This window comes from Bacillus sp. FJAT-42315, assembly GCF_002797375.1.
Classification (GTDB): domain Bacteria; phylum Bacillota; class Bacilli; order Bacillales; family Domibacillaceae; genus Bacillus_CE.
The window spans coordinates 2394699-2407367 of the sequence record NZ_KZ454941.1 but is presented as its reverse complement, the minus strand read 5'-3'; the positions used below and the strand labels follow the sequence as shown (position 1 = coordinate 2407367).

Sequence of the window (12669 nt, the reverse complement as noted above, 5' to 3'; positions counted from 1 at the left end):
AGGATATCTAGTATAAAGAGGGATTTACACTCTTTATCCATTAGGTATTTCTTTGGTAGGGCAGTTTTTTTGTTGTTGAAAATCATATTTTATTTCACCCATAAAAAACTTTTTCATACAATATAAAAGTGAATCGGTGCCACACACAAAAAGGATGGTGAAGGTTATGCTGACAGGGCTTCAAGTCGCAGTATTAGGTGGAGATGCTCGTCAACTTGAAATCATTAGAAAGTTAACAGAACTAGATGCGAAAATTTATTTAGCTGGATTTGATCAATTAGAGCAAAGCTTCACTGGAGCGGTCAAAGAAAATATGGAAGACATTCCTTTTGAACAAATCGATGCGATTGTCCTTCCTGTGGCAGGGGTGCAAGCGACTGGTGAAGTGGAAACGATCTTTTCAAATGGTAACTTACGATTATCAAAAGAGATCTTTGATAGAACACCTAATCATTGCATCATTTTTACTGGTATTAGTCCGCCTTTATTAACAAATATGGCTGAAAAAGCAGGGAGAAAGCTGGTCCGATTATTTGATCGAGATGATGTAGCAATCTATAATTCGATCCCGACAGCTGAAGGAACGGTTTTAATGGCAATTCAGCATACCGACTTCACGATTCATGGATCAACTGTTGCTGTGATTGGAATGGGGCGTGTAGGGATGACGGTAGCTAGAACATTTAAACATCTCGGTGCGGATGTTTGGCTTGGGGCTAGACGAAGTGAACATTTAGCGCGAGCGATTGAACTAGGATTAACGCCGTTTAAAATGAATGAATTAGCAGCAGTAGCGGAGCAGGCGGATATTATTATTAACACCGTTCCTTCTTTAGTTGTGACAGCGTCTGCCATCGCTAAAATGCGACCGCATACACTCATTATTGATCTCGCTTCAAAGCCAGGAGGAACAGATTTTCGATACGCAGAGAAAAGAGGTATAAAGGCGATTTTAGCACTTGGGCTTCCGGGTCTTGTTGCTCCGAAAACAGCAGGGCAAATATTGGCAAACGTGCTCGCGGAATTGTTAAAGAATGATGCGACAAAATGAAAGGGGAGTAAGATCATGACTTTAAAAGGACGACGAATTGGTTTTGGTATTACCGGCTCGCATTGTACGTACAGCGAAATTTTCCCTCAGATTGAAAAATTAGTTCAACTCGGAGCGGAAGTCGTTCCAGTAGTCACAGGAACAGTCAAAGGAACGGGAACCCGGTTTGGAGAAGCGGGAGAATGGGTCGAGAAAATTGAAAAAGTAACAAACACTACAGTCATTGATTCCATCGTAGAAGCAGAACCCCTTGGACCAAAAATTCCCCTAGATTGCATGGTCATTGCCCCGATTACCGGTAATTCTCTTAGCAAATTAGCCAATGCCATGACGGATTCCCCTGTATTAATGGCAGCGAAAGCAACACTTCGTAATCATAAACCAGTTATTCTTGGGATATCGACAAATGATGCTCTTGGATTAAATGGAATGAATATTATGAGGTTAATGCCTGTGAAACATATTTATTTTGTTCCATTTGGTCAAGATGATCCAGTGAAGAAGCCGAACTCCATGGTGGCGCGGATGGATAGTTTAATCGAAACGATTGATGCCGCTTTACTAGGCAAACAGCTTCAACCTGTTATTATTGAACGATTTAGGGATGGGAATTAACCTTCCCTTTTTCTCTTTTTTAAATAACTGAATATTTTCTTCTGCTTTTCAAACTTTAATGTGTTAAAATAATAGCTATTAAAAAGTGTTGTTACATTTTTTTTACTATTTTTTATTATTAGAAAACGTGTTACATATACACGAGTACTTTGGTCTAGGGAAAGGGGAAGAAAAATGAGTAATCAAGGATTTCATGTAGCAGTAGTAGGTGCAACAGGTGCAGTAGGACAACAAATGTTAGAAACGTTAGCGGACAGAGATTTTCCAATTCGTGAGCTTACATTGCTATCTTCAGCGCGTTCAGCTGGAAAAGCAATTTCATTTAAAGGCGAAGAAGTGATCGTACAGGAAGCGAAGCCTGAAAGCTTTGAAGGTGTGGATATCGCTCTTTTCAGCGCAGGTGGAAGTATTTCTAAAGAATTAGCTCCAGAGGCGGCAAAGCGCGGTGCTATTGTTATTGACAATACGAGTGCATTTAGAATGGACCCTGAAGTGCCACTTGTTGTTCCTGAAGTGAATAAAGAAGATTTAAGACAGCATAAAGGCATCATTGCTAATCCGAACTGCTCGACGATTCAAATGGTGGCGGCACTTGAACCGCTACGTCAAGCATACGGCTTGAAAAAAGTATTAGTATCTACTTACCAAGCTGTATCAGGAGCAGGTGCAAAAGCCGTTCAAGAATTAAATGATCAAACAAAAGCAATCATTGAAGGGCAAGATTTCCAACCCGAAATTCTTCCTGTAGGTGGCGATAAAAAGCATTATCAAATTGCGTTTAATGCGATTCCTCAAATTGATAAATTCGAGGATAATGGATTTACATTTGAAGAAATGAAAATGATTAATGAAACGAAGAAAATTATGCATATGCCGGAATTAAAAGTAGCAGCTACTTGTGTGCGTCTTCCAATTGCCACAGGGCACTCTGAGTCTTTATACTTTGAAGTGGAAGCAGCGGGTGTTACAACGGCAGATGTTCAAGCGAAATTAAAGGATGCACCTGGAATCGTATTAGAAGACAATCCTGCGGAGCAAGTGTATCCAATGCCAGCTGATTGCGTTGGCAAAATCGACGTATTCGTTGGACGGATTAGAAAAGACCTAGATGAAGATACAGGCTTCCATATGTGGGTTGTATCTGATAACTTATTAAAAGGTGCAGCTTGGAATTCTGTTCAAATTGCTGAAACTTTAGTCGAAATGGGTCTAGTTGAAGCGAAATAATTAATAGATGAATTCTCACCGAGGAAATGCAGAGGTGTAAAACAGTGAAAATTATCATTCAAAAATTTGGCGGTACATCTGTGCGCGATGAAAAAACGCGTCAAAATGCTAAACGTCACATTGAAAAAGCGATGAAAGAAGGATATAAAGTCGTCGTGGTCGTTTCCGCTATGGGACGAAAAGGGGAACCTTATGCGACGGATACTCTTTTATCTTTAGCTAACGGGCAAGATATGAAGCTATCAGCAAGAGAGCAAGATTTGCTTCTTTCTTGCGGTGAAGTCATTTCAAGTCTTGTGTTTACGAATATGTTGCTTGATAGTGGTATTTCTGCTTGCGCATTAACTGGAGCACAGGCTGGTTTTGTCACAAATAGTGAGCACACAAGCGCGAAGATCCTAGAGATGAAATGCTCGCGAGTTCGTAAAGAGCTAGAAGCGCATGACGTCGTTGTTGTTGCTGGCTTCCAAGGAGCGAATGCGCAAGGCGATGTTACAACGCTTGGTCGAGGAGGTAGTGATACGTCTGCGGCTGCTTTAGGATCTGCTCTTAGCGCTGACTGGATTGATATTTTTACTGATGTAGAAGGGATTATGACAGCTGACCCTCGGGTGGCTGATAAAGCGAGACCTCTATCTGTCGTCACATATAATGAGGTTTGCAATATGGCTTACCAAGGAGCGAAAGTGATTCATCCTCGAGCGGTCGAAATAGCGATGCAAGCGAAGGTTCCTGTGCGTATCCGTTCGACTAACTCTGACGGTTTAGGGACGCTTGTTACGTCGATATCCAAGCAAAGTCAAGGTTCTGACATTAGAGAACGACTAGTGACGGGAATTGCTCATGTAGCTGACGTTGCCCAAATTAAAGTACAGGCAAAAAAAGATCAATACAATTTACAGGCTGAAGTATTTAAAGCGATGGCTCAAGAGAAAATTAGTGTAGACTTTATCAATATTTCTCCAACAGGTGTTGTTTATACCGTAACAGGCAATACAGCTGACCGAGCAGAGCAAGTATTAAAAGAGATGGGGTATGCCCCTGACGTTGAGAGAGACTGTGCCAAAGTATCGGTTGTAGGCGCTGGAATGACAGGTGTGCCAGGAGTGACATCGAAAATTGTTCAGGCTCTTGCTGAAAAAAATGTGAGAATCTTGCAATCAGCTGATAGTCACACAACGATATGGGTGCTCGTGAAAAATGAAGAACTCGTCACAGCGGTCAATGCTTTACACGATGCGTTTGAATTACATGAAGACCACAGTGAATATGAAATGAAGAAATAAGTTTGACAGGGGAGGAATCAGTATGGTTTCATTCGGACGGGTGTCCACTGCCATGGTGACACCTTTTGATTCAAAAGGAAATATCGATTTTGAGAAAATAACCCAGCTTGTGAACCATTTAATTAACAATGGGACGGATTCTCTTGTTGTTGCTGGAACGACAGGAGAATCTCCAACCTTGACTGCGGAAGAAAAAGTTGCTTTGTTTCGCCATACGGTTGAAGCGGTAGCCGGACGAGTTCCGGTCATTGCAGGAACAGGGAGCAATAATACGAAGCAGTCGATTGAATTAACGAAAAAGGCCGAGGAGGCAGGAGTAGATGCGATTATGCTCGTCGCTCCTTACTATAACAAGCCAAATCAAGAAGGTCTTTATCAGCACTTTAAAACAATTGCTGAATCGACTTCATTACCAGTGATGATCTATAATATCCCTGGTCGTGCTAGCGTCAATATCACTCCAGACACAACGATTAGACTATCAAAAATAGCGAATATCGTAGCGGCGAAAGAAGCGAGTGGAAACATCGATGCAATGACTGAGATTATTGCAGGAACAGCAGATGATTTTCTCGTTTATAGTGGAGATGATGGTTTGACACTTCCTGTTCTTTCTGTTGGGGGAGATGGTGTCGTTTCCGTTGCTTCTCATATTGTTGGTAATGAAATGCAACAAATGGTTTCCTACTTTTTAGAAGGCAAACACCAAGAAGCGGCTAAAATTCATCAGCAGTTGTTGCCTGTTATTAGAGGATTGTTTGCTGCTCCAAGTCCAGTCCCAGTTAAAACCGCTTTGCAATTAAAGGGAATGGATATGGGAAGTGTACGATTACCACTTGTTCCTCTTTCAGAAGCTGAAAGAGCGGATTTAATGAAATTGTTATAAGTTACGTTAGTACTCTGTCCGGTTGAGCTTAGCTTAGCTGGACAGTTTTTTTATGCGTTAAACCATTGATTATATCGATGCTCTTTTTTAACAGAGTGAGCAATCTGAAAATGATGAAAAGATTGTATTGGCTTTACTTTCCTTCATCTATTATAATAAGAACAATGGTATGGGACGGGCTGGTCTTTATATAGGAGGAAAAATACATTGGGTAAGAGAAAAAATGAAATAATTAAAGTTATTCCACTTGGTGGAGTCGGAGAAATTGGAAAGAATATGACGGTCATTGAAGTGGACCAAGAAATTTTCGTAGTAGATACTGGTTTAATGTTCCCTGAAAATGAAATGCTTGGAATTGATATTGTTATTCCAGACATTACATATTTAGTGGAAAATAAAGAGCGGGTAAAGGGAATTTTCCTAACGCACGGGCATGAAGATGCGATCGGGGCTTTAGGATATATTTTAAAGAAAATTAAAGCGCCCGTATATGGAAGTAAGCTAACACTTGCTTTAGCAAAAATGAGACTTCGTGAAGAGAATGTCAAAGAAGAGGTTAAATATTATACTGTTCATTCTGACTCTCGCTTGCGTTTTAATGGGGTCGATGTCACATTTTTTAGAACGACGCATAGCATTCCAGATTCATTAGGGGTGGCGATTCATACGTCAGAAGGAGCGATCGTTCACACTGGTGAATTTAAGTTTGATCAAGCAGCTAAAGGGCTGTATGAACCTGATATTGGCAAGATGGCCCAGCTCGGTCACAATGGCGTGTTTATGTTGCTATCTGATTCAACAGAAGCGGAAAGACCAGGGCACACCACTTCTGAAGCGGTCATTGCGAATCAATTGTCAGATGCCTTTCATTCAGCTAAAGGTCGAATTATTGTCGCTTCCTTTGCGTCAAACATTGCTCGTATTCAGCAAGTATTTGATGCAGCTTATCAGAACGGCAGAAAAGTGGCTGTTAGCGGCAAAAGCATGCAGCGCGTGAACGATATAGCGATTAAACTCGGCTATTTAAACGTCCAGGAAGATATTCTCATTAGCCTACAAGAAATTTCTGAATACCCAGACCAGAAAATTGTCATTTTAACGACGGGTGTGCAAGGAGAACCGATTGAAGCATTGCAAAAAATGGCAAAAGGGACGAATAAATTAGTCAAAATTAAACAAGGTGATTCCGTATTAATTACAGCTACTCCTTCACCAGGGTTAGAATTATTGCTTGCTAAAACGGTAGACCTTTTGTATCGCTCAGGTGCCAACGTTCTTACTGGTAAGCGAAAAGTGCATGTGTCTGGTCATGGCTTCCAAGAAGATTTGAAATTTATGTTGAACTTAATGAAGCCAAGATACTTCGTGCCGGTTCAAGGAGAATATCGCATGTTGAAAGCTCATGCGAAGCTCGCTGTTCAGGTTGGTATGTCTTTAGATCACATTGTCATCCCGGAGAAAGGCGATGTCATTGAATACAAAAGTGACAAGCTGCGCGTAACCTCAAAAGTACCTGCAGGAAATGTACTAATTGATGGAATTGGCGTAGGAGATGTCGGTAACATCGTGTTACGCGATCGAAAGCTACTGTCTCAAGATGGGATATTTATTGTTGTTATTACATTAAGCAAAAAAGAAAAGCGAATTGTTTCTGGCCCTGAAATTATTTCACGTGGATTCGTTTATGTGAGAGAATCGGAAAAGCTAATGGAACAATCGACACAATTAATTACTGATATCGTTGAAAAAAATATGGCCGGAGAATCATTTGAATGGTCAAGCATTAAACAAGACGTTAGAGATCAACTTAACGCCTTTCTATTTGAAAAAACAAAACGCCGCCCAATGATCCTACCAATTATCATGGAAGTATAAAAAAATCAGCGTACGCGCTAGCGCCTGCAGCTAGACAAGAAAAGCGAAAGGCGCTTGTCCAGCGCGTTAATCTTAAAAAAATGAACCTAAATGGTTCGTTTTTTTTTGCCTTGATGCCATTTTTTCTTTTGTATAATTTCGGGGAAAAAGAAGAAAATATTCATATTCGTTCTTGAAAGGAGCAAAGGAGTATGAGCATTGAGAAGAAGCTGACGGGGGAAGAAGTCGGACCGGCGGAAGAAGAACAAACAAAGACAGAGTCCTCTTTAATGGAAAATATTCAACAACTTGGACAGACGAATGTACCCCAGCTTCCTAAGGATACATCGATTCATTGTTTAACGATTGTTGGTCAAATTGAAGGCCATATACAGCTTCCTCCACAAAATAAAACAACGAAGTATGAACATGTTATTCCACAAATTGTAGCAATTGAACAAAACCCAGATATTAAAGGGCTTTTAATCGTATTAAATACAGTCGGAGGAGATGTAGAAGCGGGGCTGGCGATCTCTGAAATGCTTGCTTCTTTGTCGAAGCCGACGGTATCGATTGTGCTCGGAGGTGGGCATTCGATCGGTGTGCCAATCGCTGTTTCTTGTGATTATAGCTTTATTGCCGAGACAGCAACGATGACCATTCACCCGATTCGACTAACAGGTCTTGTTATCGGTGTTCCACAAAGCTTTGAATACTTAGATAAAATGCAGGATCGAGTCGTGAAGTTCGTAACAAGACATTCGGCCATTAAAGAGGACACGTTTAAAGATTTGATGCTTGCGAAAGGCAATTTAACGAGAGATATTGGGACAAATGTTGTTGGCGAAGATGCCGTTGGTTGCGGATTGATTAACGAGGTTGGAGGAATCGGTGAAGCAATGAAAAAATTAACTGAACTGATCAAAGAGAACGAGCAGAATGGAAAGATGATTCAATGATTTTATATACGATGATGCCGAGAGAATATATTTTTCCTAATCCGATGATAGAAGAAGAGACAGAGTTAATTGATTGGCAAGGGGTCTCTTTATATGCTCAAAGACAAGACCATCAATATCGTGTTATTCGAGTTGCAAGTACGAACCCTAACGACTTTTTAAATGAAAAAATTGCTCCTGGTAGCCTCATTTCTCTTAGATGAATACGAACAAATATGCTATAATATAAAAAGCAGCCAAAGCGGCTGCTTTCTTATTTTTTGTGAAATCTATAGAGTAGGTGGTTGCTATGACTAGAAAAAGAAAGAAGACGTCCCGTAAGACGAAAAAAGCGCCACAAATAAAAGAAACGATCAAACTTGAATTGATAGGAATTGTGATCATTGCTTTAAGCTTGATAGGGATTATTCAGCTAGGAGCAGTTGGAAAAGCGTTTGCGTACTTTTTTCGCTTTTTCTTCGGACAGTGGTATATGGGTGGATTCATTAGCTTAATGGCTTATGCTAGTTACATTATGTTTAAGCGAGAGAAGCCATTTTTCTTTCAAAGAAGGTTAGTAGGAGTATACATTATCTTCATTAGTATGTTACTACTAAGCCATGTGAAATTGTTTGAGTTGCTTGGAAATGGTCGCTCCTTTGATCAGCCGAGTGTATTAATTAATACATGGAACTTATTTTGGATGGAAGTAAAAGAAGGTGCAGGGGCATCAAGTGACCTCGGTGGAGGAATGGTTGGGGCTTTGTTGTTTTCTGTCACTTATTTTTTATTTGATACGCTAGGAACGAGAATCTGTAGCTTCGTTCTTATTTTAATCGGTATGATCTTAATTACTGGAAAATCATTCAGTGAATTATTTGGCAAGTTATTTGTCATGGTGAAAGGATTTTTCCGTCAACAATGGACTGCTTTTCTACAAGATATGAAAGATTGGACAAGCGAAAGAAAAGCGAAGAAGCAAGTGGAAGCGGCTGACCAGCCAGTGAAAATTACTGATCATCAACAGGTGGAAATAGAAGCAGATGAAGCTCAGCCTCTTTCAGATGAACCACTGATTTCGAGCTTTACAGAACGTGCTTACGTAGAAGACCCGCCAGAAGATCCATCTCCAGTAGAGCAGAAAGAGCTAGTAGAGGAAAGCACTCCAGCAATCACCTTTACAGAAGTGGAAAATAAAGATTATAAGCTTCCGCCTCTTAAGCTATTAAAACGGCCGAAGCAAACAGACCAAAGTCGAGAATATCAATTGATTCATGCGAATGCGGCGAAACTTGAAAGGACGTTTCAAAGTTTCGGCGTAAAAGCGAAGGTGACGCAAGTGCATTTAGGTCCAGCAGTCACTAAATATGAAGTGCATCCAGACGTTGGGGTGAAGGTAAGTAAAATTGTTAGTTTAAGTGATGACTTAGCGTTAGCGTTAGCGGCGAAAGATATTCGAATGGAAGCGCCAATTCCAGGAAAGTCCGCTATTGGAATTGAAGTGCCGAATTCAGAAGTGGCGATGGTGTCACTACGTGAAGTCGTAGAAGCAAACGTGAATGAAAAGCCAAACTCTAAATTGATGATTGCTTTCGGGCGGGATATTACTGGTGAAGCCGTGTCGGCAGAACTAAACAAGATGCCGCATTTACTCGTTGCTGGAGCGACGGGGAGCGGGAAAAGTGTTTGTATTAACGGCATCATTACGAGTATCTTAATGAGAGCCAAGCCGCATGAAGTGAAGATGATGATGATTGACCCGAAAATGGTTGAATTAAATGTATACAATGGCATTCCACACCTGCTTGCTCCAGTTGTGACAGATGCGAAAAAAGCTTCTCAAGCATTAAAAAAAGTAGTTGGTGAAATGGAACGTCGCTACGATTTATTTTCGCATAGTGGCACGAGGAATATTGAAGGCTACAATGAACATATTAGACGCGAAAATGAAGAGACAGGAGAAAAACAGCCGTTTCTTCCCTATATTGTGGTGATTGTCGATGAATTAGCGGACTTAATGATGGTGGCATCGAATGATGTGGAAGACTCGATCACTCGATTAGCTCAAATGGCAAGGGCCGCTGGTATCCACTTGATTATTGCGACTCAGAGGCCATCAGTCGATGTCATTACTGGGGTCATTAAAGCTAACATTCCATCTAGAATTGCTTTTGCTGTATCCTCTATGACGGATTCGAGAACGATTTTAGATATGGGTGGAGCAGAGAAGCTGTTAGGACGAGGGGATATGTTGTTCTTCCCAGTTGGTGCTTCGAAGCCGGTTCGTGTACAAGGCGCCTTTTTATCTGATGAAGAAGTAGAGGAAATTGTCGATTATGTGATTTCCCAGCAAAAAGCACAATATCAAGACGATATGATCCCAGAAGACGTGCCGGAAAATACATCACAAGTAGAAGATGAATTATACGAAGAAGCGGTTCAGCTCATCGCTGAAATGCAGACGGCTTCCGTATCGATGCTGCAGCGCCGCTTTCGTATCGGTTATAGTCGAGCGGCGAGATTAATTGATGAAATGGAGCAAAGAGGGGTAGTCGGACCGTATGAAGGTAGCAAACCACGACATGTATTGGTTCCAAAGCCGGAGGAATAAGGAGAAAAACGCCTAAAAGAAAACTTTTGGGCGTTTTTCTTGTGAACAAAAGGGTAAAAGATAAAGAAATGTACATGTTTGTGAAAGCCTTTTCTATTTTGTCAAGATATTAGGTGTAAATAGACAAATAATTTTAAACAATTTTTAATAATAAGCGAATACATCTTTTCAAGCAGGATAAAAAGTGCTATGTTAAAAGAAATTAGTAGAGATGTTACACTTCAGAGGTCTGATGTCTTCAGGAAGAGGGTGGTTGTTGAATGTCGATTAAATCCGATAGCAGACATCTATACCTGCAAGTCATTGATCATTTAAAACGTGATATTGAAGTAGGTATTTACAAAGAGAAGGAAAAGCTTCCTTCTGAGTTCGAATTGGCAAAGCAATTAGGTGTAAGCCGAGCAACATTAAGAGAAGCGTTACGAATTTTGGAAGAAGAAAATGTGATTGTCCGCAGGCATGGAGTAGGAACGTTTGTGAATGCGAAACCGTTGTTTACATCAGGAATTGAACAGCTGACGAGTGTGACAGATATGATCGTTCAAGCGGGAATGGAACCAGGAACCATCTTTTTAAGTTCTGGTACGCAAAGTCCGACTGAAGAAGATCAGCGGCGATTTAATTGTAACTTAGAAGAAGAAATCGTTGTGATTGAACGCGTCAGAACAGCTAATGGTGAGCCAGTCGTCTACTGTTTGGACAAAATCCCCGCTCGGTTTTTTCCAGAGAATTATGATTATCAAGATGAATCGTTGTTTGTCTTACTAGATCGGGTTGGGAATCGAAGAATCTCTCATGCGGTGGCTCAAATTGAACCATTTGGGTATCATGAAAAGGTATCTCCTATTCTTGAGTGCGATCCTGAAACCGCTTTACTTTTGTTGAAACAGCTTCATTATGATGAATTGGACGAGCCCATTTTATACTCCATGAACTATTTTAAAGCGGATAAGTTCAGCTTTCATGTGTTAAGAAAGAGAGTTTAACACTATGTAACATTTCTACTACATTTTACTAATTATTGAGGGGGTCATTTGAATGAAAAAGCGTAAGTTTGGTCTTGCGATGTCACTTGTTCTTGCTGCGGGCACGATGCTAGGAGCATGTGGCGGTGGAGAAAAGGAAGAAGTGAAAGAAGAAGGCGGTACTAAAGAAGATAAATTTACCGTTGCGATGGTTACAGATGTCGGTGGGGTAGATGATAAATCATTTAACCAATCTGCTTGGGAAGGCCTTCAAGCATTTGGTGAAGAGAATGGCTTAGAAAAAGGAACAGACGGCTTCGATTACATTCAATCGAAAACGGATGCAGATTACAAAACGAACTTAAACACAGCGGTTCGTAATCAATTTGATTTAACTTACGGAATTGGTTATAAGTTACAACCAGCGATTGAAGAAGTAGCTAAACAACGTAAAGATAATCAGTTTGCGATTGTTGACAGTGAAATTAAAGGTGTTGACAACGTAGCAAGCGTAACTTTTAAAGAGCATGAAGGCTCTTTCCTAGTTGGGGTAGCTGCTGGTTTAACAACGAAATCGAATAAAGTAGGTTTCATCGGCGGAACAGACAGCTATTTAATTAATAAATTTGCTGCTGGTTTTGAAGCAGGTGTGAAAGCGGTTAATCCGAAAGCGGACGTAAAAATCGAATTTGCTGGTGCTTTTGATAAAGCGGATAAAGGTCAGCAAATGGCAGCTGCTATGTACTCTTCTGGTATCGATGTGATTTACCACGCAGCGGGCGGAACAGGTAACGGCGTATTTACAGAAGCAAAAGGCTTGAAACAAAAAGATCCAAGCAAAGATTACTGGGTAATCGGAGTAGACCGTGACCAAGCAGAAGAAGGAAAAGTCAATGTAGATGGCAAAGAAATGAATGTAACGTTAACTTCTATGGTAAAACGTGTAGATGTTGCGGTGAAAGACTTAGCTACAAAAGCGAAAGACGGCAAATTCCCTGGCGGAGAAGTGATTGAGTACGGATTAGAAGATGAAGCGATTGGCATCGCTCCAACTCAAGATAATTTATCTGATGAAGTGAAAAAAGCTGTAGAAGAATGGACAGCAAAAATTAAAAATGGCGAAGTAAAAGTGCCATTAAAGCCAGAAGGAAAATAAAAAGTCATGCATGAAGAGGAGCGGCTTCGTGAACCGCTCCTCGCTTTTAAAAATTGTAATAGGGGTGCAAACGACGATTG

At 40.7% G+C, this 12669-nt stretch carries 11 protein-coding genes; all 11 read left to right on the top strand.

What is annotated here, in order from left to right; all coding sequences use genetic code 11:
- Positions 1-166 precede the first annotated feature (166 nt).
- Positions 167-1051 (top strand): dipicolinic acid synthetase subunit A, encoded by an 885-nt coding sequence (gene dpaA, locus CEF22_RS11755; protein WP_100403030.1) that lies wholly within the window; start codon positions 167-169, stop codon positions 1049-1051.
- A 15-nt stretch (positions 1052-1066) separates the two neighbouring features.
- Positions 1067-1666, top strand: a complete 600-nt coding sequence (locus tag CEF22_RS11750) for a dipicolinate synthase subunit B (RefSeq protein WP_100403029.1) — start codon at positions 1067-1069, stop codon at positions 1664-1666.
- A gap of 174 nt (positions 1667-1840) precedes the next feature.
- Positions 1841-2893, top strand: a complete 1053-nt coding sequence (asd, locus tag CEF22_RS11745; RefSeq protein ID WP_100403028.1) for an aspartate-semialdehyde dehydrogenase — start codon at positions 1841-1843, stop codon at positions 2891-2893.
- Between the two features lie 44 nt (positions 2894-2937).
- Positions 2938-4179: an aspartate kinase gene (gene dapG / locus CEF22_RS11740; protein WP_100403027.1), complete on the top strand. Its 1242-nt coding sequence runs from the start codon at positions 2938-2940 to the stop codon at positions 4177-4179.
- A 22-nt stretch (positions 4180-4201) separates the two neighbouring features.
- Positions 4202-5065: a 4-hydroxy-tetrahydrodipicolinate synthase gene (dapA, locus tag CEF22_RS11735; RefSeq protein WP_100403026.1), complete on the top strand. Its 864-nt coding sequence runs from the start codon at positions 4202-4204 to the stop codon at positions 5063-5065.
- Positions 5066-5272: 207 nt separating this feature from the next.
- Positions 5273-6940 (top strand): ribonuclease J, encoded by a 1668-nt coding sequence (locus CEF22_RS11730; protein WP_100403025.1) that lies wholly within the window; start codon positions 5273-5275, stop codon positions 6938-6940.
- 191 nt (positions 6941-7131) lie between these two features.
- Entirely contained in the window at positions 7132-7878 is a 747-nt protein-coding gene (locus CEF22_RS11725; RefSeq protein WP_100403024.1) for a ClpP family protease, read from the top strand.
- Positions 7875-8081, top strand: coding sequence for a YlzJ-like family protein (locus CEF22_RS11720; RefSeq protein WP_100403023.1), 207 nt, complete (start codon positions 7875-7877; stop codon positions 8079-8081). Before CEF22_RS11725 ends, CEF22_RS11720 begins: the two co-directional genes overlap by 4 nt.
- Before the next feature lie 86 nt (positions 8082-8167).
- Positions 8168-10468, top strand: a complete 2301-nt coding sequence (locus CEF22_RS11715) for a DNA translocase FtsK (protein WP_100403022.1) — start codon at positions 8168-8170, stop codon at positions 10466-10468.
- A gap of 260 nt (positions 10469-10728) precedes the next feature.
- Positions 10729-11454, top strand: coding sequence for a GntR family transcriptional regulator (locus CEF22_RS11710; protein WP_100403021.1), 726 nt, complete (start codon positions 10729-10731; stop codon positions 11452-11454).
- Between the two features lie 52 nt (positions 11455-11506).
- On the top strand, positions 11507-12589 hold the full coding sequence (locus tag CEF22_RS11705) for a BMP family lipoprotein (protein ID WP_100403020.1): 1083 nt from the start codon (positions 11507-11509) through the stop codon (positions 12587-12589).
- The last annotated feature ends 80 nt before the right edge of the window (positions 12590-12669 follow it).

Coding starts and splice junctions, on each gene's coding strand:
- dpaA (WP_100403030.1), top strand. CDS start 167: ATGCTGACAGGGCTTCAAGTCGCAGTATTAGGTGGAGATGCTCGTCAA.
- CEF22_RS11750 (WP_100403029.1), top strand. CDS start 1,067: ATGACTTTAAAAGGACGACGAATTGGTTTTGGTATTACCGGCTCGCAT.
- asd (WP_100403028.1), top strand. CDS start 1,841: ATGAGTAATCAAGGATTTCATGTAGCAGTAGTAGGTGCAACAGGTGCA.
- dapA (WP_100403026.1), top strand. CDS start 4,202: ATGGTTTCATTCGGACGGGTGTCCACTGCCATGGTGACACCTTTTGAT.
- CEF22_RS11725 (WP_100403024.1), top strand. CDS start 7,132: ATGAGCATTGAGAAGAAGCTGACGGGGGAAGAAGTCGGACCGGCGGAA.
- CEF22_RS11720 (WP_100403023.1), top strand. CDS start 7,875: ATGATTTTATATACGATGATGCCGAGAGAATATATTTTTCCTAATCCG.
- CEF22_RS11715 (WP_100403022.1), top strand. CDS start 8,168: ATGACTAGAAAAAGAAAGAAGACGTCCCGTAAGACGAAAAAAGCGCCA.
- CEF22_RS11710 (WP_100403021.1), top strand. CDS start 10,729: ATGTCGATTAAATCCGATAGCAGACATCTATACCTGCAAGTCATTGAT.
- CEF22_RS11705 (WP_100403020.1), top strand. CDS start 11,507: ATGAAAAAGCGTAAGTTTGGTCTTGCGATGTCACTTGTTCTTGCTGCG.